This window comes from Marinobacter sp. AN1, from assembly GCF_026013985.1.
GTDB lineage: Bacteria > Pseudomonadota > Gammaproteobacteria > Pseudomonadales > Oleiphilaceae > Marinobacter > Marinobacter segnicrescens.
Window position 1 is genome coordinate 104987 of sequence record NZ_CP110342.1, and the last position, 20942, is coordinate 125928.

Here is a 20942-nt window from a genome sequence, read left to right on the forward strand (position 1 = left end):
ATCTGAAAAAGCTCGATGATCGCGCAAATTACGGGGTGGCAGCCAGACTGTCACCCTTTTTTATTGCGCGTATACCCTGTGGAGGGAAACACCACCCATGACCGACCTCGCCAACGCCAACATCGCCGATTACTACGACGCCGAGACCTTCAAACGCATCAAGGATTTTGCAAACACGAAGGAAACGCCATTCGTGGTCATCGACACCGCCACAATCAACCGTCAGTACGATGAGCTGGTGGAAGGTTTTCCCTATGCCAGGGTCTACTACGCAGTGAAGGCGAACCCGGCTCCGCAGATTCTGACCATGTTGCGGGACAAGGGTGCCAATTTCGATATTGCATCGGTGTACGAGCTGGAAAAGGTGATGGCACTGGGGGTGACCGGTGACCGGATCAGCTATGGCAATACCATCAAGAAAGCGAAGGACGTGCGCACCTTTTACGAGAAGGGTGTCCGCATGTTTGCCACTGACTCCGAGGCAGACCTGCGTAATATTGCCAAGGCGGCGCCCGGATCGAAGGTCTATGTGCGCATTCTGACCGAAGGCACCCTGACTGCAGACTGGCCCCTGTCCCGCAAGTTCGGCTGCCAGGCGGATATGGCCATGGATCTGCTGATCCTGGCCCGCGACCTGGGCCTGGTACCTTACGGTGTATCTTTCCACGTGGGTTCCCAGCAGCGGGAAATCGGTGCCTGGGATGCGGCCCTTGGCAAGGTAAAGGTCATCTTCGAGCGCCTGAAGGAAGAAGACGGCATCGAGCTGAAGATGATCAACATGGGCGGGGGCTTTCCGGCCAACTACATCACCCGCACCAACGAATTGCGTGTATATGCCGAGGAAATCGCCCGCTTCCTGCAGGAGGATTTCGGCGATGACCTGCCGGAGATCATCATTGAGCCGGGGCGCTCACTGATTTCCAATGCCGGTGTGCTGGTAAGCGAGGTGGTGCTGATTTCCCGTAAATCCCGTACAGCGCTGCACCGATGGGTGTTCACCGATGTGGGCAAGTTCAGCGGGCTGATCGAAACCCTGGACGAGTCCATCAAGTTCCCTATCTGGACCGAGAAAACCGGTGAAGGCGAGGACTGTGTGATCGCGGGGCCGACCTGTGACAGTGCTGACATCATGTATGAGCACCACAAGTACCCGCTGCCGCTGAACCTGGCTATCGGTGACCGGATGTACTGGCTGTCCACCGGTGCCTATACTACGACTTACAGTGCGGTGGAATTTAACGGCTTTCCTCCGTTGAAAGACTACTACATCTGAGGTCACTCTCGGTGTAAGCCGCAGGGCGGGGGCAGGTTTCTTACGGAAACAAAAAACTCGCTTCGCTCAGACAATTGTTCCCTACAGAAACCTGCCCCCACCCCACGGCTTGTTATCCATGGGGTGGCCTGCTCTGGAAGAAGCAAACCGGAATTGGCCTCGACCCACCTGACATGGAGTCCTTTTCTTGAGTTTTTCAGTGATTGTCCAGGCCGCTGGCGGCCTCGCCCTGTTCCTGCTGGCCATGGGCATGATGACCGATGGCCTGAAAACCTTTGCCGGTGCCGGGCTCAAACGCCTGCTGGAGCGATGGACAGACCGCCCGCTGCGGGGGCTGGCCACTGGTATCCTGATCACCGGCCTGGTTCAGTCCTCCAGTGCGGTGACGGTGGCTACCATCGGCTTCGTCAACGCCGGGATGCTGACCTTGTCCCAGGCGATTGCCGTGGTGTTCGGGGCCAACTTGGGGACCACGGTGACCAGCTGGCTGGTAGCGCTGGTGGGCAGTGGTTTCAAGATCAGTGCGCTGGCGCTGCCCATTCTGACCGTGGGTGTCATTCTCCGCATTGCCGGCTCCGGTAGCCGCTGGGCTTCGCTTGGTGAAGCGTTGGCTGGTTTCGGGCTGTTCTTCCTGGGACTGGACCTGCTGAAGGATTCCCTGGGGGGCTTTGCCACGGGCTTCAGTTCCACCGTTGAAGGCGGTGCAGGTGCCCATTGGGCCATGTACCTGGGTATCGGCTTTGTGATCACCCTGCTTACCCAGTCTTCGTCGGCGACCCTGGCCATTGTGTTGACGGCGGCCGGTACCGGCGTGATCAGCCTGGAAGCCGGCGCTGCCGGTGTGATTGGTGCCAGCCTGGGTACCACCTCAACCGCGGCGGTAGCGGTGCTCAATGCCACTGCCAATGCCCGTCGCCTGGCCGTGAGTCATATCCTGTTCAACCTCGTCGCCGGCGTTATCGCCCTGGCGGTGATGCCCCTTGTGCTGGCCCTTGCCGGCCTGCTGGCGGACTGGCTGGACCTGGAAGGTAGCCCGGCCATTCTGCTGGCGGCCTTCCACACCCTGTTCAAACTCATCGGTATTGCCCTGCTCCTGCCCCTGGTGCCCTGGCTGGCCCGTCGGCTGGACCGGTTCTTCCGCAGTGCCGAGGAGGATCTGTCACGGCCCCGCTACCTGGACCGTACCGTGGCCTCGACCCCGGAGCTGGCGGTGGGTGCGTTGCAACAGGAGCTGGAGCGGATGGAAGAGCTGGTCACCGGCCTGGTTCACGCCGCCCTCACCCGGGAGGGTATGACGGTGGCGGCGGGTGCCCGCCAGACTTCGGCTATCCATAGCCTGTATAACGCCATAACCGGATTTGCCGCCAGGACCCGGGCGGAGAAAATGTCTCCGGAGCTGGTGGAACAACTGACCGTGGCGGTGCGCACCGCCCGTTACCTGTCGGAAGTGGCCGGACAGGCTGGCAGTGCCATCCGGCTACGCGAACTACGTCGTGCGATGCCGGAACAGACGGTCAGACTGCTGATGGACCGATATCTGGAAGCGCTCAACCGACTGCTGACTTCGGAAGACCGCGACAGTGAAGCCGTCAGGGAAGTGGAAGCTCTTTACCAGAAGCTCAAGGTGTCCGTATTACGGGCCATCGTGAACGGTGAGGTGGACGAAGACCGGGGCCAGGCAGCACTGGATGACCTGAGCGCCCTGCGACGGATGCTGGATCAGGGTATCAAGGCAAAGGCCATGCTGGCCGGCTCAGACTCAGGCGGTGAATCGCCCCAGGCCGAACCCTGAATCGGGATCAACTTTCCTGGGCGCGCCTTGCAGGCGTAAGGTCCAGGGTCCGGATCACCGGCAGTACCAGAACACTATAGACAATCATTACCAGGATGCTGTGACGAACATCGCCGGTCATGTCGGCTACGGCTCCGCCGATCATGGGCACAACGAAGGCAATGGTGTAACCCACCAGAAAGGTACCTGCCGACAGCCGGCCGGTTTCTCCGGGGCGGGTCAGCAGTGGTGGCAGTGCCACCAGCAGGATCAGCAGTATGCCGGCCACGAAGCTCATCATCGTGGCACTGGCAATGGCCCACCAGCCTTCCAGAACAATGGCGCCGATGGTGCCCACCACGCTGACCACCGCCATCACCCCGATCAGGTAGCGACGGCCGACCCATCGGCGTGCGGTTTTCAGCATCACCAGTGAGGCGAACACCTGGGCAATGTTGTAGAAGAACAGGGCCCGGGAGAGTTTGTCGAAGTGCCCGGTCTGCTCGAGCAGGTTGCCCATGTAGGCGTTGAGCCCGAAGAACATGGATGCGGACAGGCCCAGCAACACGCCGATTTTCAGGGTCAGCGGGTTGGACCAGTCCGGCAGCCAGGTGGCACGCTGTGCCGGGCGGGCCAGGTCCCGTTTCGGCAGGAACAGGGCAGCGGCTACCAGCAGGGCCGGAAGTGACCAGGCCAGTAGTGTCAGGCGCCAGCTGTTATCCATCAGGGGTACCAGAACCGGCAGGGTGACGCCGGCGCCTACGAACTCCCCCATCAGCATCCCGTTCATGTAAATTGCCGTGCCCATGGCAACATGGTGGGGCTGGAGCCATCGTGGCAGCAGTGCCGGTAAAGCTGGCTGCATCATTGCAATGCCAAGCCCCATGACGGTGCTGGCGGCTAACAGGGTGACAATCTCGGGTGCCATGCCGCGGGCGGCGGAACCAAGCGCCATAATGACCATGGCCAGTACCAGGGTATTGCGGGGTCCGAGGCGGGATATGGCCAGGGAGCCAGGCATGGCGCCGATGGCGAGCATCAGGATGGGCAGGGTAGTGAGCGCCCCGGTAAGGGCCTGGTTCAGCCCCAGGTCGGCACTGATAAACGGTGCCAGCGGCGGCGCCACCAGGATCGGGACCCGCAGGTAAAGCCCTGCAAGCCAAAGCAACACCGCCACCGGCAGCAGGCGCGCTGGCGGTGGCGGTGTGTCAGCGGTCGGGTCAGCCGCCATATCAGACCGGATCAGTTATCGCTGGTGTCCGGCAGGTAGGCGCCGTCCTCGTCATGGACTTCCTGGCCGGTCACCGGCGGGTTGAAGGCGCAAATCAGGCGCATGTCCTCGGTGCCACCGTACAGGGTGTGCTTGTCGTGGTTGTCGAGGGCGTAGAGGGTACCGTCGGTGATCTCATGGACTTCACCCGTGGCCAGGTCCTTGATGCGACCATTACCGGCAACGCAGTAAACCGCTTCCAGATGGTGCTTGTACCAGAAGGTGTGCTCGGAGCCTGCCTTGATGATGGTTTCGTGGAAGGAGAATCCCATTCCATCCTTCTTGAGCAGAAGGCGGCGGCTGGTCCACTGCTTGTCGCTGACTTCACGCTCGGTACCAATGATGTCCTGAACTCTAACGATTTTCATGGGCGTACCTCATGGTTGATTGGCCAGAATCGGGTGAAACAGCTTTATAGTATAAACATTAGACCTCTATGCATTTCAAGCGATGCTTTCCAGGCGCCAGTGGCTATACCCTTCCAGAGCACTGTGCAGGGCCACTTCAAGTTCCTGCTGTTCACCGTGGCTGAGCTTGCGGTTCTTGCGTAGCCGGGTGAGGGCCTGCTGGAGAGCCTTGCGGGTTTCGCTATGGAGGTTCTCCAGCCAGTGGCTTTCTGATGGCGGTAACTCCAGCGGCTCACGACCGGCATGGTTACGCTGGCTGATATGCCACCAGTGATCCACGGCCCTCCCCAGGACAATATAGCCGAACTGAAGGTCCTGCACCGGACCAAAGGTGGCAGTTTGCAGGTCACCTGCGCCCTTGAGAGAGCCCAGGTTGAGTGCTCGTATGGCCAGTCGGTCGCCATAGAAGTAGCTGCCCGCCGCCCCCAGCAAACCTCCGATGAGGGCGCCTGCGCCAAGGGAGTGCCCCAGGGTCAGGGCGTCGATACCGACACCCCCGACCGCCCCGGCGCCAAAACCGGCGGTGGCCAGGTAGGCCTTGCTGACGGCCCAGACCTGCCGGGTTTCCTCGCTGAACAGGTCGTGGTCATGGTGCCAGCTCAGGGCAGCTTCCTGGCGGGCGATTTGGTGATGCTGGTAGAGCGTCTCGACGTCCTTCCGTAACGTCTCCTCCCGTTCCCGCTGGTACTGGTACCAGCGTTCCCGCAGGCGCGCTTCCAGGGCCTGCCGGCTATCGCTGCCTGCAGTGGCCAGGGTTTTCGGCAGTGCGCGCGATTCCTGGTGGGTCATCATCTCGGTCAGTGCCGACGCAATCAGATGGGCCGAGCGCCATTGCCGGTCTTCCCGTTGCCGGGTCAGGAAACCCACGGCGTCTTCCAGCGGCTGCTCCCAGTCCGGGCGCAGCTGGCCAAATGCCTTCAGCAGACCCAGGTGCTGCTCAAACGGGGCGCGAACCGCATCGAAATTGCGGACAATCTGGAAGAACTGTCCCAGTGCGGATTGCCAGCTGGCGGTGTGATCGTCCGGGCCGATGCGGTTGATGAGCGCCAGGCTGGGTTGACCTGTCCAGCGCAATATCGTCATTTCCGCTTCCTGTTCCGCGGTATAAGGCACCGAGCCGTCCACTACGTAAATGATCCCGGCGCCCTCGATGATCGGGGCCAGCAGTTCACACTCGTCCCGGAAGCGCGGGTTGTCCCGGTGCTGGTGAACAAAGGCGGCTACGGTATCCGGGCGGTCCGAGGCGGACAGACTGTGGGCTTCCAGCCACTCCAGTACCCGCCGGGGACGTTGGAAACCGGGGGTGTCCACCAGCGTGTAGAGCGTGCGGCCGTCCACCTGCAGGGGGTAGGTCTGGCTCTCCCGGGTTGTACCGGGTTCCAGGGCAATGGCGATGCTGTCGTTCTGGGAAAGGGTGGCTACGACACTGGACTTGCCCCGGTTGGGGTGGCCCACAACAGCGAATACCGGCGCCTCATCACTGGAGACCATGGGCGGCCTCCCGTGTTTCAGCCGCGGCTACGCGGACCCCCTGCCCGACTCGCTCGGCGAACCGTAGCCACTGACCCAGCTTCTGTTCATCCGGTCGCTGGCCGGGTTCTGTAGCGACTGGCAACAGGGTGATGGTGACACCGGGTAGCTGTTCGCTGGCGTCTTCCAGAAAATCCGCCAGTTCTGCAGTGGGTGGTTCCCAGCTGCGGGTCACCACCACCAGTTGGCGGCGACCTTCAGTGATTTGATGAGCCAGGTTCGCCAGCGTGTCCCGGTCCGCCTGCAGGCTCTGGGCGCCGCCAGCCCTGGGCAGGGGCTTGTCGACTCCCGGCAGCAGGGCGTCGGCCGTTGCTCCTGCCCAGCTGACCGCCAGTGGAGAGTGGGGAACCGTCACTGTGGCCGAATGGTGATCTTCGGGTAGCTTTCCACTGTCGCGGGTGTCGGCGCCAGTATCGACGGCGGGCGTTTCCATACGCCATAGTAGAGCCTGGTACCCCGGGTGTCGCGTCACGGCGCGGCGACCCTTGCGACGCAGGTCCACGGTGGCAACGGCCAGGAGGATGGCGCGGGGCAGGATGATCCAGGCCAGCCAGGTCATGGCCACAAAGGGCCACCACGCGCCCCAGCGGGCCGACGCTGTGTCCACCCCGCTTCCTTCCAGCCGGAAGAACCGGGTATCTTCCACCAGGTCCAGCGAGGGGCTGGCCACCGGCAGCCAGCCTGACCAGGGCAAGGCCACCCAGCTGACTACCCGGTGCCATGCCTCAGCGGATGTGTCCAGGGTGGTGCTCCAGCCAAAGGCAAGGTCCTGGAACACCACCGAAAGCAGCAGGGTGATCAGGGCAGTGGCCCCGAAAACAAGTCCGGCTGTCTGGGCGGTCCTGGTCATCATCGGGCCCAGCAGGGGCGACAGTGCTGGCGAGGGCTGTTGCTTCTGTAAGCGTTGCTGCAGGCTGTGTATCAACGGCGCCCAGGGCTGCCATCCGGCCAGGCCCTGGACGGCGGTGTACAGGGCAAGCATCAGCTGCAGCAGGACAAAGCCCAGAATGACTGTGACATTGATCTGCTGGCCGCCGTCATAGAACAGCAGGCCGGACATGGTAATGACACCCAGCAGGGCTCCTGCGGCAATGAAGCCGTTGGAAAAGCGCCGCCAGAAGCGGATTTCCGGAAAGTCGTACCGGTCAGCACCGTGGCTGCCAATGGCGTGAAGCTGGGCCAGCCACCGGGAAATGTCGGGCGCCTGTCCCTCACTGCTATCCAGTGCGTAACGACGATCCCGGCGGTGAAGAAAGACCGGCGACTGCTGCTGGTCGCGCTGGTACTGACGATCAAAGGCCAGCAGGGTCTCAAGGTGGCCGGGCATGGAGTATCCTTGTATGAATGACACCGAACAGGCTTGGAGTCCGTACGATTTTTGCCGTGCAGACTCCTGGGAGAGTGTAACCGATGCCCCACCATTTGATGAATCTGCGCCATGTGCCCGATGACGAGGCCGATGAAATCCGCGCCCTGTTCGAGGAGCACGAGGTGAACTACTACGAAACGCCGCCCTCGTTCTGGGGCATCAGTATGGGCGGCTTCTGGGTGCATGATGCGGCAGAGGCAGAGCGTGCGAAGGAATTGCTCAAGGCGTATCAATCCAGGCGTCTGAGCACCCAGCGTCAGGCCTGGGAAGAGGCTGTGCAGGAAGGCAGGGGTACGGGGGTGTGGCACCAGTTCCTGCGCAAGCCCGTGACCGTCATTGCTGCACTGCTGGCGTTGCTGTTCATTCTGGGTATCTCGCTGGCCCCGTTTCTCCGGCTGGGATGACGGTAGGCGTGAGATCACTGCAGGTCACGGAGCTGGGTCAGATACCGGTGTTCCTGGGCAAAGCGTTAAGTAGAAACAACAAGAGAAAGGTATGTCATCAGAAGCCTATGAGCCCGGCCGTATACAAGGGCTGACCCGGGAAATGATCGACGCGCTAATGGCGATGTTCGAGAAGGCCAGTGCCGGTGCCATTGCTGTTGATCGGGAATCCCGGATTACCTGGATCAACGACAGTTACTGCCAGCTGCTCGGCAAACGTCAGAGCGACGTTATCGGGCAACCGGTCCGGCGCATCATCCCCCACAGTCGTATGCCGGAAGTGGTGGAAAGCGGCGACCCCCTGTTGCTGGACATCATGGAGCATGAGGGACAGCAACTGGTGGTCACGCGCCTGCCCTGGTACGACGGGCAGGGAGACGCCAACGGCGCTATCGCGTGCGTTCTCTATGATGACCTGCAACCGCTGACGCCACTGGTTGCCCGCTATCGCCGGTTGCACCAGGACCTGCAGGCCGCGCGCAAGGCTTTGGCCAGGCGCTCGCGAAGTGCCCGGTACAGCCTGTCTGACTTTGTTGGTGCGACACCGCAGGCACTGGAGGTCAAGCGCAAGGCACGGCTGTCGGCGGGGCGGGACATGCCTGTGCTTATCCGGGGAGAAACCGGCACCGGTAAGGAGGTGTTGGCCCAGGCTATCCATGCCGCGTCGCGCCGAGCAGAAAACCCCTTTGTTGCCGTCAACGTGGCCGCCGTGCCGGAAACACTGCTGGAAGCGGAGTTCTTTGGTGTGGCCCCCGGGGCGTTCACCGGTGCGGGCAAGTATCGTGACGGCCGGTTTCAGCTGGCCCACAGTGGTACCCTATTTCTCGATGAAGTCGGTGACATGCCGTTGCCGATGCAGGCAAAGCTTCTGCGAGCCCTGCAGGAAGGTGAGGTGGAGCCACTGGGCTCGGGCCAGGTTCAGTCGGTGGATGTTCGGGTCATTGCCGCGACCAGCCGTGACCTGCCGGCCATGATTGCCGCGGGACAGTTCAGATCCGATCTTTACTATCGTCTGAATGTGCTGGAGATACTTGTGCCGCCACTGCGCGAACGGCCTGCTGACCTCGGCATATTGTGTGAGGGGCTGTTGGCAGAACTTGCCGGCGGAGCTGGCCCGGAAGCGGGCATTACCCGTGAGGCGCTGGAACTGCTGGGGCGCCACAGCTGGCCAGGTAATGTACGTGAGCTTCGTAATGTCCTGGAGCGGGCACTGACGCTGGCGGAGGATGCTTCAGTGTTGGATGTGCGGGCACTGGCCCAGGCGTTGCCGCGGCTGGGGACGGCCGAAACCGGCCGGAACCCTGGTGTGGGGCCTGGGGACGCGGCTGCGTTGCCTGTGAGGCCTCTCGCCGACGTGTTAGCCAGGGCTGAAGCCGATGCCATTACTGCTGCACTGGATGCAACGGGTGGTAACCGGACGCGCGCGGCAAGGTTGTTGGGTGTGTCCCGCTCGGCCCTTTATGAGAGGCTTGGCAGAATGTCCTGCAAACCGGACACTTGTCCTGGAAGCCGGACACCGGATTGACGATTTGTCCAGGAAACAGGACATACCATTCGCCATGAATTCAGAGCTTTAACATTAACTCATTGATATAAAATAAAAATAATAACCGGCACAGATGCTGCTACACCCGGGTCCCGACTACCAACAATGCAACAACAAGGGGTATCCGCTATGCGACTCAAGAACAGAACGGCCCTCATCACCGGCGCTGGCCGGGGCATTGGCCGCGCCATTGCCGAACACTACGCCCGGGAAGGCGCCCGGGTTGCCATTGCCGACCTGGACCTGCAAACCGCCACTGAAGCGGCTGACGCCATCCGGGCGGCCGGTGGCGAAGCGATTGCCCTGGCCATGGATGTAACCGACGAGCAGGCCGTGGATGACGGCTTCAAGGCGGTGGCTGACCAGTGGGGCGGCGTCGATATCGCCCTGGCCAATGCCGGCATCCAGCATATCGATCCCATCCACAAGCTGGCCTACGCTGACTGGCAGAAGGTCATCGATGTCCACCTTCACGGTGCCTTCCTCGTAACCCGGGCTGCGCTGCGACAGATGTACGCCGGCAAGGGCGGCGCCATGCTGTACATGGGGTCGGTGCACTCGGTAGAGGCCTCGCCCCTCAAATCTCCCTATGTCGCCGCCAAGCATGGCTTGCTGGGACTTTGCAGGGCCGTGGCAAAAGAGGGCGCCGAACACAAGGTTCGCAGCAATATCATCTGCCCGGGCTTCGTGCGTACGCCGCTTGTGGAAAAACAGATCCCGGAACAGGCGAAGGAGTTGGGTATCTCCGAAGAGGAGGTTATCCGCAACGTCATGCTCAAGAACACGGTGGATGGCGAGTTCACTACCGTTGAAGATGTGGCGGAACTGGCTGTGCACCTGGCCGCTTTTCCCTCCTCTGCCCTGACTGGACAGTCCATCGTGGTCAGTCACGGCTGGCACATGCAGTAAACAGGAGATTCGGATGAGTACAACAGAGCAATCCCGTGTTGTCTGGACTCCATCGCCGGAGACCCGGGAGCAGTCGCGCATGGGCCGCTTCAAGGCCTCCCTGGAACAGCAGGGCTATGGCCCGTTTACCGATTATCACGCCTTGCATCAGTGGTCCATCGAGCACCTCGACGTCTTCTGGCAGCAGGTCTGGGATTTCTGCGGACTGGTCTGCGATACGCCTGCCGACACGGTGCTGGGCAGTCGTGAAATGCCGGGTGCCCAGTGGTTCCCGGGCATGAAACTGAACTTTGCCGCCAACCTGCTGCGCATGGCGGAAGGCGACCATGCCGACAGCGAAGCGGTTGTCGCCCATTGCGAGACGCGCCCGGTCCTGCGCCGCAGCTACCGCCGCCTGAAAGCCGATGTGGGGGCCCTGGAGGCCTTCCTGCGGAGTAAGGGGGTGCAACAGGGCGACCGGGTCGCGGGTATCGTCACCAACGGCTACGAGGCTATTGTCGGCATGTTGGCCGCTACCAGCATGGGGGCCATCTGGAGCTCGGCCTCACCGGACTTTGGTGTGGGCGCCATCAATGACCGTTTTGGCCAGATTGAGCCGGCGGCGTTGATTACCGTCAACGGTTACGGTTACGGCGGCAAGGTTTTCCGTCGCCAAGACGAATTCGCGGAACTGGTAGCACAGCTGCCATCCCTGAAATGCGTGGTCAGCATCCCACAGCTGCCCGATGGTGAGCCCCTGGCCGGCGACAAGGTCACCACCTGGGACGATGCGTTGGCCGCTGGCGGGGGCGAAGCCCCGTCCTTTGTGCCGTTGCCACCGGACCATCCGGTTTACATCCTCTATTCCTCGGGTACTACCGGCAAGCCCAAGTGCATCGTCCATGGCAGTGCGGGCATTCTGGTGAACCACGCCAAGGAATTGATGCTGCACGGGGACGTTGGCCCGGACGACCGTTTCCTGTACTTCACCACCTGCGGCTGGATGATGTGGAACTGGCAGGTTTCGGCGCTGATGACCGGCGCTGCCGTGGTAACGGTTGATGGCTCCCCGGGCTATCCGGATATCAGCATGTTGTGGGAGGTGGTTGCCAGCGAACGTATAACCCACTTCGGCACCAGCGCGAAGTTCCTGGCCGGCTGCCGAAAGGCGGAAATCCGGCCCGCCAGGGATCTGGACCAGAGTCACCTGCGGGTGATTTTCTCCACCGGCTCGCCGCTGCTGCCCGAGGACTATGACTGGGTCTACAGCGACGGAGCTCCGGCGGTCCTGCTTGGCTCTATTGCCGGTGGTACCGATATCTGCGGGTGTTTCGTCGGCGCCTGTCCGTTATTGCCGGTCCGTCGTGGCGAGATCCAGTGCCGCTTCCTGGGGGTAGATGCCGTGGCGTACGGCGATGACGGCAAGCCGGTGAGCGAAGGGCGGGGCGAGCTGGTCTGCCGCCAGCCTCTGCCTTCCATGCCCGTGCGATTCTGGAATGATCCGGCGGGTGAGCGCTATCGCAGTGCCTACTTCGATACCTTCCCGGGCGTATGGGCCCATGGCGACTTTATCGAATTCACCGAGCATGGTGGTGCGATCATCTACGGCCGCTCCGACGCTACCCTGAATCCCGGTGGGGTCCGTATCGGTACCGCGGAAATCTATCGACAGGTAGAAACCATCGCCGAGGTTGCCGACAGCCTGGTGGTGGGCCGGCAGGTGGAGGGTGACGTGGAGATCGTGCTGCTGCTCGTGCCGGCGCCCGGGCATCAGCTCACAGGGGAGCTCACCAAGACCCTGCGACAGCGTATCCGGGAGGGGGCCAGCCCGCGCCACGTGCCGAAGCATATCCTCGCCGTTTCGGATATCCCTTACACTCGCAGTGGCAAGAAAGTGGAGCTGGCGGTGGCCCGGTTACTCAACGGCTCGGCCCGCTCGGATAACCGGGATGCGCTGGCCAACCCGGAAGCCCTCGACAGCATCCGCGAAACGCTGGCCGAGGCGGGGCTGCTGGCGCCAGATCAGTAACGGGGACAGCGTAACCGACCGTCATACTGTTGTCAGGAACGGCCTGCAAGCTGGCTTGTGGGTCGATTTCAGTGCGGTCTGTCAACCGGCGGGCGCTGCGACTTTAGACTAAAATCGTAACCTGAGTGACCTAAAAACTGGTATATTGTCTAGCTCCAATAAAAAGTTCGTAATCAGTGTCTGCGTATGGAGGCTCTGACCTATCTGATGCCCCGTGCAACAGAGCTTCCTGAATCCGGAGTCCACAAGACGCCGGTATCAGCCCTGACCGTCCTGAACTGACAACCAACCTTGAGGACGCACATGACAGAATCAAACCCTAAGATTGTCTACACACTGACCGACGAAGCTCCGGCACTGGCGACCCGCTCTCTTCTGCCTATTCTTCAGACGTTCACTACGCCGGCGGGTATTACCTTCGAGACCAGCGATATTTCCCTGGCCGCCCGTATCCTGGCTACGTTCCCCGACTACCTTGAAGAAGGCCAGCGTGTTCCCGACGCCCTTGCTGAACTGGGCGAGTACACCAAGGATCCGGAAGCCAACATCATCAAGCTGCCGAACATCAGCGCGTCCATTCCCCAGCTTCGTGCCGCGATCAAGGAACTGAACGATCAGGGCTACAAGGTTCCTGAGTACAAGGAACACCCGGAAAACGACGAAGAGAAGGATATCCAGGCCCGTTATTCCAAGGTACTGGGCAGCGCGGTAAACCCGGTGCTGCGTGAAGGCAACTCGGATCGTCGCGCCCCGGCCGCGGTCAAGGCCTTCGCCCGCAAATACCCTCACACCATGGGTGAGTGGAGCCCGGCCTCACGCACCCACGTAGCCCATATGCGTGGTGGTGATTTCTACTCCAGCGAGCAGTCTGTGACCCTGGACAAGGCCACCAATGCCCGCATCGTGTTTGAAAACACCAAGGGCGAGCAGACCGTGCTGAAGTCTGACCTGCCCCTGCTGGAAGGTGAAGTGCTCGACGGCATGTTCATGAGCAAGAAGAAGCTGGTGAAGTTCTTCGAAGATGCCATCGAAGACTGCGAAAAGACCGGCGTGATGTTCTCCCTGCACGTCAAGGCCACCATGATGAAGATCTCCCACCCGATCGTGTTCGGGCATGCGGTAAAGGTCTTCTACAAGGAGTTGTTCGACAAGTACGGCGACCTGTTCCAGGAAATCGGCGTTAACCCGAACAACGGCCTGTCGTCCGTGGTCGAGAAGATCAAGCAGTTGCCGGAGTCCAAGCAGGAGCAGATCCAGGAAGACCTGCACAAGACCTACGAGCACCGCCCGGAAATCGCCATGGTGGATTCCGTCAAGGGCATCACCAACCTGCATGTGCCCAGTGACGTGATCGTCGACGCTTCCATGCCGGCGATGATCCGTAACTCCGGCAAGATGTGGGCCCGTGACGGCAAGCTGAAGGACACCAAGGCCGTCATGCCCGAGTCCACCTACGCCACCATCTACCAGGAAGTGATCAACTTCTGCAAGACCCACGGCGCCTTCGATCCCACCACCATGGGTACCGTACCCAACGTGGGTCTGATGGCCCAGAAGGCCGAGGAATACGGTTCCCACGACAAGACCTTCGAAATTCCCGAAGACGGTATTGTCCGCGTCGTTACCGAAGACGGCACCGTACTCACCGAACACAAGGTGGAGCAGGGTGATATCTGGCGCGCCTGCCAGACCAAGGACCTGCCGATCCGCGACTGGGTCAAGCTGGCGGTCAATCGTTCACGCTCCGGCGGTATGCCGGCGGTGTTCTGGCTGGATGACGAGCGTCCCCACGACGCCCAGTTGATCAAGAAGGTGGAAACCTACCTGAAGGAGCACGACACCGAGGGGCTGGACATCCGCATCATGCCGCCGGTAATGGCTATCCGTCACACCATGGAGCGCCTGATCCGTGGCAAGGACACTATCTCTGTAACCGGTAACGTACTGCGCGACTACCTGACTGACCTGTTCCCGATCCTGGAACTGGGCACCAGCGCCAAGATGTTGTCCATCGTACCGCTGCTCAACGGTGGTGGCCTGTACGAAACCGGTGCCGGCGGCTCTGCACCCAAGCACGTACAGCAGCTGCTCGAAGAGAACCACCTCCGCTGGGATTCCCTGGGTGAATTCCTTGCTATTGCGGTTTCCCTGGAAGAACTCGGTGAAAAGCAGAGCAACGACCGTGCCCGCCTGATGGGCGAAGCGCTGGACAAGGCCACTGGCCGTCTGCTGGAGAATAACCAGTCGCCATCACGGGTGACCGGTGAGCTGGACAACCGGGGCAGTCACTTCCACCTGGCCCGTTACTGGGCGGAAGAGCTGGCCAACCAGGACAAGGACAAGGACCTGAAAGCGTTCTTCGAGAAACTGTCGAAGAAGCTGGAAGAGAACAAGGACCAGATCCTGGAAGAAATGAGCGTGATCCAGGGCCATCCGGCGGATATCGGTGGTTACTACCACCCGCCCGCAGAGAAGGTATGCAAGGTCATGCAGCCCAGCGAGACCCTCAATGCGATCCTTGAGGAAGCCCGCCAGGAAGGCGCCAGCAAGTAATACACTGGCAGGCTGAAAAGAACCCGGGGAGCGGCGACGTTCTCCGGGTTTTTTATTGCCACGGCCCTTCGACAGGCTCAGGGTGAGCGGGAAAGAGGGTGAGAGGGAGAACGCGAAAGGAAAAGATGAAAGGATTGTTTTAGCCACGAAATCCACGAAAGAACACGAAATATAAAAACCAAACGCTTTTTATTCTGTGATCATTTTTTCGTGTTTTTCGTGTTTTTCGTGTTTTTCGTGTTTTTCGTGTTTTTCGTGTTCTTTCGTGGGTTTCGTGGCCAGCCCTTTTTTTCCTTGTCTTTTTTCCGTGCTCTCCCGCTCACCCTGAGCCTGTCGAAGGGCCGTGGCAAAAATTCATCCTTTTATAGGCGCAAACGAAGCCCTGGTCAGGTCCGCCAGGTCCGCCGGCGCCAGCTCGATTTCCAGCCCCCGCCGGCCGGCGCTGACGTGGATGGAGTCAAAGGCCTGCGCAGACTCATCGATAACGGTCCTCAGTGCCTTTTTCTGCCCCATTGGGCTGACGCCCCCGAGTACATACCCCGTTGTACGCTGCACCTTCTGCTTGTCCGCCATGGCCGCTTTCTTGGCCCTGGCAGCCTTTGCCAACTGTTTCAGGTTGAGGCTGCCGGATACCGGGACAATGGCCACCACGAGTTCGCCTGTGTCCGTTTCTGCTACCAGGGTCTTGAACACCTGGTCCGGGTCCAGGCCCAGCTTTTCGGCCGCCTCGGTGCCGTAGGATTCGCTCTTGGGATCGTGGGCGTACTCGTGGAGGGTATGGGCGATACCTTCCTTGCGCACAAGGTCAACAGCCGGGGTCATGGAATCTCCGATACGCTGGGTTTCGACTGTGCAGGATAACCCTGAAGCTGTGAGAAGTCAGGGCTGCTGATGAGGCACTTTGGAGGCCTGGGGCACCGTCAGCATGATCAGGAACCCTGCCGCCAGGAATACCAGGATGGTTGCCATCCCCCAACGCTGGCTGCCGGTGGCTACCGTTACCCAGCCCACCAGCAGGGGGCCGGCAAAGGCGGTGGCCTTGCCGGAAAAGGCGAACAGACCAAACATCTGGGTCTGCAGGTCCGCTGGAACCACCCGAGCCATGTAGGACCGGCTGGCAGACTGCAGTGGCCCCACGAAGATGCCCAGAACCATGCCCCAGATCCAGAACCAGAGCGTCGAATCCACCAGCAGGATGGCCAGCGCACTGGTGCCCAGCCCGACCAGCGACAACAGAACCGTATTGCGACCGCCGAGGGCATCGTCCACCCACGCAAACCCCAGCGCCCCCAGGCCGGAGGTTACGTTGAGGGCAATGGCAAACTGCAGTACGTGGGTCTGGTTCATGCCAAAGGTGCCGGCGGCGTAGACGCCACCGAAGGTGAAGATGGTGGCGAGTCCGTCCGTGTAGAGCATCCGCGCGACCAGGAAGCGGAGAATATGGCCCAGCTCCCGGACCTTGCCCAGGGAGTCCTTCAGCTGGCCAAGGCCGGACCGGATTGCCTGGCCCATGGACAGGCCCCGGGAGGGCTGGTCCGGGATGAAGAAGAACGCCGGCAGGGAGAACAGCAGATACCACAGGGCTACCAGTACAAAGGTGGCTCGCACGTGTTCGAGGTTGTCGCGGTCCAGCCCAAGCCAGCTGGTATCTCCCTCAATAAACCCGAACAGGGCCACCACGAGACAGGTAACGCCGCCGACATAGCCCAGCCCCCAGGACCAGCCTGACCAGCGACCAAGCCGGCTGGGCGATGAAAGATCCGGGAGCATGGCGTTATAGAAGATGAAGGCACACTCAGCCCCCAGGATGCCCACGCTAACCCAGAAGGCAGAGAACCACAGATCGCCACTGCCCGGTTCCACGAACCACAACATGCCACTGCCAACCACACACAACAGGGTAAAGGCGATCAGCCAGGGCTTGCGGCGGCCGGACTGGTCGGCAATGGCCCCCAGAACCGGGGCCAGCAGTGCCACGACAATTCCGGATACACCTACGATGTTGCCCCAGGCATTGGTGCCGGCGATGTCGTCCTGTACCACTGACTGACTGAAATACCGGGCAAAGATAAATGTCAGGATGATGGTGAAGAAGGCGCTGTTGGCCCAGTCGTAGAGCGCCCAGGACCATAGTGCCCTGCGGTTTTCCTGTTGTGCCGTTCTGGGTGGGCCTGCTGCCATGCCTGGAATTCCTGCTTAATGGAGGTCATCGGCGCGCCCCGCCAGCTCGCCGACCTGTCAGACTATCGCAATAAGTATGACAGTCGTAAAAGATTGTTGAAGTAGTCGACGTGACTGTTGTGACACACTACTTTCATTACAACGACTTGTCAGGCAGGTTTGCAGGCCAGGCGGGCGCCGGCTGCGTATCTCTTGCCAGCCCATAATCTATCAGGACAAAGTAATACCCATGGACAATAACCAGACACAGGGAACGGCACTGGGGCGTTCACTCAAGATAGCCATGGCTTACCTGCTGGCAGGAGCGCTGTGGATACTGTTCTCCGACGCTGCAGTCGAAAGGCTGGTCAGCGACCCGGTCGCCCTCAGCCGACTGCAGACCTGGAAAGGCTGGGCCTTCGTCCTGGTTACCGCTACCGTGCTTTGTCTGGTGCTGCTGCGCCAGTTGCGGCGGGACCGGGAGCAGCTCCACATGCGCAAGGCCCAGCAGGAGGAAATTCTGCGCCTGAGCCAGTTCCAGCAAGGTGTCATTGATAATGCCAATGTCTGGCTCAATGTGCTCGACCCGGCAGGAAAAGTACTCATCTGGAACCGGGCTGCCGAACGCATCAGCGGCTATACCAGCGATGAGATTACCGGAAACAGCGAGATTTGGCAGAAACTTTACCCTGACCCGGACTACCGGGCCTGGGTGATGGATCAGGCCAGGGGCATCGTTACAGGACAGGAAGAGGTCGAAGGCCTTGAGACCCGCATCCTGGCGAAACATAACGGTGAACGCCTGATCGCCTGGAACTCCCGGGCCTTGAAGGACTCCCGGGGCGAGGTGGCTGGCGCTATAGCCATCGGTGTGGACATTACCGAGCAAAGGGCGGCCGAGAACGCCCTGAAGGCCAGGGAGAGGCAACTGGCCAATCTCATGGACAGCTTGCCTGGCATGGCTTACCGCTGTCTCTATGATGAGTTCTGGACCATGAAGTTTGTTTCCAGTGGTTGCGTGGAACTCACCGGTTATAAGCCGGAGGATCTGATCGATAATCAGAGGGTTTCCTGGGCAGGACTGATTGATTCCACTGATTCCCCGGGCCTGCTCCGGCAGGTGGAAGAGGCCATTGGTAACGCTTCGACGTTCTCGGTGGAGTATCGTATCCGGCGCGCCACCGGAGAGTTCATCTGGGTCTGGGAACGAGGTCGTGGAGTTGAGGGTGACCAGGGAATGGTGCTGGAAGGCATCATACTCGACATTACCGAGCGCAAGGGACTGGAAGAGCGGCTCTCCGAACTGGCAACCCTGGACCCACTCACCGGCCAGTTCAACCGGCGGGAAACCGAACGTATCCTCCAGGAAGAGCTGGTCAGGGCGGAACGCTATGGACGGCAGCTGGCGATCCTGTGGGTGGACCTGGATCACTTCAAGCGGGTCAATGATTCCTGGGGGCATGCCATAGGTGACCAGGTGTTGCGTACAGTGAGCCTCCGGCTGGCGGACAGCATCCGGACCGTGGATACCCTCGGCCGCTTCGGTGGTGAGGAATTCCTGGTGGTGTTGCCAGAAATGTCAGTGGACGAGGCCTGTGATACTGCTGAACGCTTGCGCAGGCGCGTTGCGTCGGAGCCTGTTCAGGTGGCGGAAGGTCAGTCGCTGGAAATGACGGTCAGCATCGGGGTGGCAGTCTACCCGGACCACGGTGGGGACGCCGATAAACTGTGTAACCGGGCTGACAAGGCTATGTACCTGGCGAAGAATCTGGGGCGCAACCGGATTGAGGTATACGCACCGGGCTCCGCCGAAGACGCCACCTCAGATCGTACGTAACTGGGCTTCCAGGATGCCCAGAACAGACGAGACGATATCCCGGAAGTCGGTCAGGGTCTGGGTACGCTGGATGACCTCATGGCGTTGTTCGTCCAGGCGTTCGAGTTGTGGCACGACTCGCCGCACACCTTCCGTAATCACTTCATAGGGATAGTGATGATCCTGGATGCTGAGTTTATTCAGCTCTGCCACTTCCTGGTGAAAAATGGTGATGATGTCGTAGAGAAGGTCCTTGTGGGCGATGCTGCCTGCTTCCCAGTAGGCATCATCGAGTAGCTCAAGCAGGGACAGGTATTCCCGGAGGGTATCGGCAACGGATGTCTGGCTCATGGCACACTCCTTGGTTACATGAGCCAGACTATAGCAGTTCCTCCGCAATCAGGCCTTTATGCCACCTGGCGGGCGATCCAGGAATCATAGCGGCTCGCCAACGCCTTCACATACCGGGCCTCTGACCCGCCCAGGGAGGCAAGCACACCATTGAAGATCCAGCCCCGTTCATACAGGCCAAGTACGCTGCGTTCGTCGTCCAGGTTAACCCGCTGGTTGAGCTTTTTGCAGATGGCATCCAGCAGCGGCAATTTATCCGGACGGCGGATGGGGCCCGGCCGGCGGCTGGCCGGTATATTGGCGGCACGTCTGGTTGTGGGTCTGTTCATGGCACTCTCCTTACCGTTTTGCGGCTGCAAAACCAGAAAACCCGGCCTCACGGGACCGGGTTCTCATGCGGGAGATTGCATGCCCGGTCGCCTGAAGCTTCCGGGCAGGGCCGAAAGCGTTACCTGAAACTCACCATGCCACGGACAGGCGTGCACGCCTCACTCCGTGTGCTCGTGTGGATGAGATGACTTTGTTTCTTAAAGCCCATCGGGACTCTCCGGCCTGGCTCTGACAAGTATTCGTTCAGGTATCACTATTCAGTAAAAGCCGGCCAGATCGAGGCCAGCATTGGCCAGTGTAGCGTGGACGGTCTGCTTTTAAAATGGGTAGCAGCTCCTGCCCGATACGCATTAACCCTGGCTTCGGCAAACCCCTACAGACTGCGGGCTGCAGGCCGGAGATAATTCTCGCTGTCACGTGTTTTACGTTGTGCAATCCGCAGTGGCGAGTTGGTTACTGTGTGATCTCTCCTTTATTGTCTTGGCGCTCCGGGTCTTCCGCAGCGCCTTTTTTTATCCACGAACAGCGGATCATCTGCCCTGGACAGAGCCGGAACGGTCCTGGTCGGCTGTGGTAACCAGTTGCCAGGTAGCCTGCAGGATGCGGGCATCGTTGGCGGCCCGATGTACCGGCAGTCCCAGTTCGGCGATCACTTTCTGTCGTGCTGGCGTCCAGTGGCGCACCTGGGAGGGGTTCAGAAGGAGGGATATGGATTCCAGCTGGAAGGCTGGCTGCATATCAGCAGCACGGAACAGTCGGTGCAGCCAGAAACTGTCGAACGTCCATGCGTCACAGAATACCTGGCCACTCAGCAGGTCATTGAGGTAGCCCGCAACCTGGTGTACAGCATGGCCTTTCTCCATCAATGCCTGGCGCGGGATGCCATGAATGGCTTCCGCACTTTCAGACCAGTCGTGCCAGAGAACGTGGGGGCGGATCAGCCAACTGTATACCGCGCCGTCCGGCAAGCACACCCCCACCTCGATGGGATAACTGGCAATCAGGTCGAGGCTCGAGGCCTCGAAGTCGATAAAGGCCGGTGTGGAGGCATGGGTCATCGGCAATTCGGTCAGTAGCTGGGCTGTCTGCAAAGTGTAACCGTCCCTGTGGTTTGACGCGAACCCATGCTGGCGGCTGGCTGTTACAATAGGAAGTCTGTGGGCCTGGCTGGCACCGCAGACGCGGTTATGCTGAACGACATCTGGA

At 60.6% G+C, this 20942-nt stretch carries 17 protein-coding genes; 8 read left to right on the top strand and 9 right to left on the bottom strand.

The genetic code is table 11. The features are described 5' to 3' along the window. The first annotated feature begins 97 nt into the window (after positions 1 to 97). Positions 98 to 1273, top strand: coding sequence for a type III PLP-dependent enzyme (locus LJ360_RS00470; protein WP_091850617.1), 1176 nt, complete (start codon positions 98 to 100; stop codon positions 1271 to 1273). 187 nt (positions 1274 to 1460) lie between these two features. After that, entirely contained in the window at positions 1461 to 3065 is a 1605-nt protein-coding gene (locus LJ360_RS00475; RefSeq protein WP_264994923.1) for a Na/Pi cotransporter family protein, read from the top strand. A gap of 7 nt (positions 3066 to 3072) precedes the next feature. Here LJ360_RS00475 and LJ360_RS00480 read toward each other — a convergent pair whose 3' ends face one another. The 4 genes from LJ360_RS00480 to LJ360_RS00495 all read right to left on the bottom strand — a co-directional run bounded on the left by LJ360_RS00480 (position 3073) and on the right by LJ360_RS00495 (position 7578). Continuing rightward, positions 3073 to 4275: a CynX/NimT family MFS transporter gene (locus tag LJ360_RS00480; RefSeq protein ID WP_264994924.1), complete on the bottom strand. Its 1203-nt coding sequence runs from the start codon at positions 4273 to 4275 to the stop codon at positions 3073 to 3075. An 11-nt stretch (positions 4276 to 4286) separates the two neighbouring features. After that, positions 4287 to 4682, bottom strand: a complete 396-nt coding sequence (locus LJ360_RS00485) for an ectoine synthase (protein ID WP_091850611.1) — start codon at positions 4680 to 4682, stop codon at positions 4287 to 4289. A 75-nt stretch (positions 4683 to 4757) separates the two neighbouring features. Beyond that, positions 4758 to 6212 (bottom strand): GTPase/DUF3482 domain-containing protein, encoded by a 1455-nt coding sequence (locus LJ360_RS00490; RefSeq protein WP_264994925.1) that lies wholly within the window; start codon positions 6210 to 6212, stop codon positions 4758 to 4760. Beyond that, the gene (locus LJ360_RS00495; RefSeq protein ID WP_264994926.1) at positions 6199 to 7578 is read right to left on the bottom strand and encodes a DUF2868 domain-containing protein; all 1380 of its coding nucleotides are present in this window, start codon (positions 7576 to 7578) and stop codon (positions 6199 to 6201) included. The genes LJ360_RS00490 and LJ360_RS00495 overlap by 14 nt, the downstream gene beginning before the upstream one ends. Positions 7579 to 7661: 83 nt before the next feature. Here LJ360_RS00495 and LJ360_RS00500 point away from each other — a divergent pair, with 83 nt between their 5' ends. The 5 genes from LJ360_RS00500 to LJ360_RS00520 all read left to right on the top strand — a co-directional run bounded on the left by LJ360_RS00500 (position 7662) and on the right by LJ360_RS00520 (position 15079). After that, entirely contained in the window at positions 7662 to 8024 is a 363-nt protein-coding gene (locus LJ360_RS00500; RefSeq protein WP_264994927.1) for a DUF6164 family protein, read from the top strand. A gap of 91 nt (positions 8025 to 8115) precedes the next feature. Beyond that, complete coding sequence (locus LJ360_RS00505) at positions 8116 to 9588, top strand: sigma-54 interaction domain-containing protein (protein ID WP_264994928.1); 1473 nt, start codon at positions 8116 to 8118, stop codon at positions 9586 to 9588. A gap of 150 nt (positions 9589 to 9738) precedes the next feature. Further along, positions 9739 to 10518: a 3-hydroxybutyrate dehydrogenase gene (locus tag LJ360_RS00510; RefSeq protein ID WP_264994929.1), complete on the top strand. Its 780-nt coding sequence runs from the start codon at positions 9739 to 9741 to the stop codon at positions 10516 to 10518. Positions 10519 to 10531: 13 nt separating this feature from the next. Next, entirely contained in the window at positions 10532 to 12526 is a 1995-nt protein-coding gene (locus tag LJ360_RS00515; RefSeq protein WP_264994930.1) for an acetoacetate--CoA ligase, read from the top strand. A 303-nt stretch (positions 12527 to 12829) separates the two neighbouring features. Further along, complete coding sequence (locus LJ360_RS00520) at positions 12830 to 15079, top strand: NADP-dependent isocitrate dehydrogenase (protein ID WP_264994931.1); 2250 nt, start codon at positions 12830 to 12832, stop codon at positions 15077 to 15079. Between the two features lie 354 nt (positions 15080 to 15433). Here the strand turns inward: LJ360_RS00520 and ybaK are convergent, their stop codons facing one another. Together ybaK and LJ360_RS00530 are read right to left on the bottom strand one after the other, a co-directional pair. After that, on the bottom strand, positions 15434 to 15901 hold the full coding sequence (gene ybaK / locus LJ360_RS00525) for a Cys-tRNA(Pro) deacylase (RefSeq protein WP_264994932.1): 468 nt from the start codon (positions 15899 to 15901) through the stop codon (positions 15434 to 15436). Between the two features lie 57 nt (positions 15902 to 15958). Further along, positions 15959 to 17260 (bottom strand): MFS transporter, encoded by a 1302-nt coding sequence (locus tag LJ360_RS00530; RefSeq protein WP_264994933.1) that lies wholly within the window; start codon positions 17258 to 17260, stop codon positions 15959 to 15961. Between the two features lie 229 nt (positions 17261 to 17489). Here LJ360_RS00530 and LJ360_RS00535 point away from each other — a divergent pair, with 229 nt between their 5' ends. Further along, positions 17490 to 19076 carry a sensor domain-containing diguanylate cyclase gene (locus LJ360_RS00535; protein ID WP_264994934.1) on the top strand — a complete coding sequence of 529 codons (1587 nt, stop codon included), beginning with the start codon at positions 17490 to 17492 and terminating at the stop codon, positions 19074 to 19076. Here LJ360_RS00535 and LJ360_RS00540 read toward each other — a convergent pair. From LJ360_RS00540 to LJ360_RS00550, 3 genes are all read right to left on the bottom strand, one after another. After that, entirely contained in the window at positions 19062 to 19406 is a 345-nt protein-coding gene (locus LJ360_RS00540) for a hypothetical protein (protein ID WP_091855080.1), read from the bottom strand. The two genes, LJ360_RS00535 and LJ360_RS00540, sit on opposite strands and share 15 nt — an antisense overlap. A 56-nt stretch (positions 19407 to 19462) precedes the next feature. After that, complete coding sequence (locus LJ360_RS00545; RefSeq protein WP_091855082.1) at positions 19463 to 19735, bottom strand: hypothetical protein; 273 nt, start codon at positions 19733 to 19735, stop codon at positions 19463 to 19465. A 531-nt stretch (positions 19736 to 20266) separates the two neighbouring features. Continuing rightward, on the bottom strand, positions 20267 to 20794 hold the full coding sequence (locus LJ360_RS00550) for a hypothetical protein (protein WP_091855101.1): 528 nt from the start codon (positions 20792 to 20794) through the stop codon (positions 20267 to 20269). Between the last annotated feature and the right edge of the window lie 148 nt (positions 20795 to 20942).

Bases quoted from the DNA above. Each gene is read 5' to 3' on its own strand.
- LJ360_RS00470 (WP_091850617.1), top strand. From the start codon at position 98: ATGACCGACCTCGCCAACGCCAACATCGCCGATTACTACGACGCCGAG.
- LJ360_RS00480 (WP_264994924.1), bottom strand. From the start codon at position 4,275: ATGGCGGCTGACCCGACCGCTGACACACCGCCACCGCCAGCGCGCCTG.
- LJ360_RS00485 (WP_091850611.1), bottom strand. From the start codon at position 4,682: ATGAAAATCGTTAGAGTTCAGGACATCATTGGTACCGAGCGTGAAGTC.
- LJ360_RS00490 (WP_264994925.1), bottom strand. From the start codon at position 6,212: ATGGTCTCCAGTGATGAGGCGCCGGTATTCGCTGTTGTGGGCCACCCC.
- LJ360_RS00495 (WP_264994926.1), bottom strand. From the start codon at position 7,578: ATGCCCGGCCACCTTGAGACCCTGCTGGCCTTTGATCGTCAGTACCAG.
- LJ360_RS00500 (WP_264994927.1), top strand. From the start codon at position 7,662: ATGCCCCACCATTTGATGAATCTGCGCCATGTGCCCGATGACGAGGCC.
- LJ360_RS00505 (WP_264994928.1), top strand. From the start codon at position 8,116: ATGTCATCAGAAGCCTATGAGCCCGGCCGTATACAAGGGCTGACCCGG.
- LJ360_RS00510 (WP_264994929.1), top strand. From the start codon at position 9,739: ATGCGACTCAAGAACAGAACGGCCCTCATCACCGGCGCTGGCCGGGGC.
- LJ360_RS00515 (WP_264994930.1), top strand. From the start codon at position 10,532: ATGAGTACAACAGAGCAATCCCGTGTTGTCTGGACTCCATCGCCGGAG.
- LJ360_RS00520 (WP_264994931.1), top strand. From the start codon at position 12,830: ATGACAGAATCAAACCCTAAGATTGTCTACACACTGACCGACGAAGCT.
- ybaK (WP_264994932.1), bottom strand. From the start codon at position 15,901: ATGACCCCGGCTGTTGACCTTGTGCGCAAGGAAGGTATCGCCCATACC.
- LJ360_RS00530 (WP_264994933.1), bottom strand. From the start codon at position 17,260: ATGGCAGCAGGCCCACCCAGAACGGCACAACAGGAAAACCGCAGGGCA.
- LJ360_RS00535 (WP_264994934.1), top strand. From the start codon at position 17,490: ATGGACAATAACCAGACACAGGGAACGGCACTGGGGCGTTCACTCAAG.
- LJ360_RS00540 (WP_091855080.1), bottom strand. From the start codon at position 19,406: ATGAGCCAGACATCCGTTGCCGATACCCTCCGGGAATACCTGTCCCTG.
- LJ360_RS00545 (WP_091855082.1), bottom strand. From the start codon at position 19,735: ATGAACAGACCCACAACCAGACGTGCCGCCAATATACCGGCCAGCCGC.
- LJ360_RS00550 (WP_091855101.1), bottom strand. From the start codon at position 20,794: ATGACCCATGCCTCCACACCGGCCTTTATCGACTTCGAGGCCTCGAGC.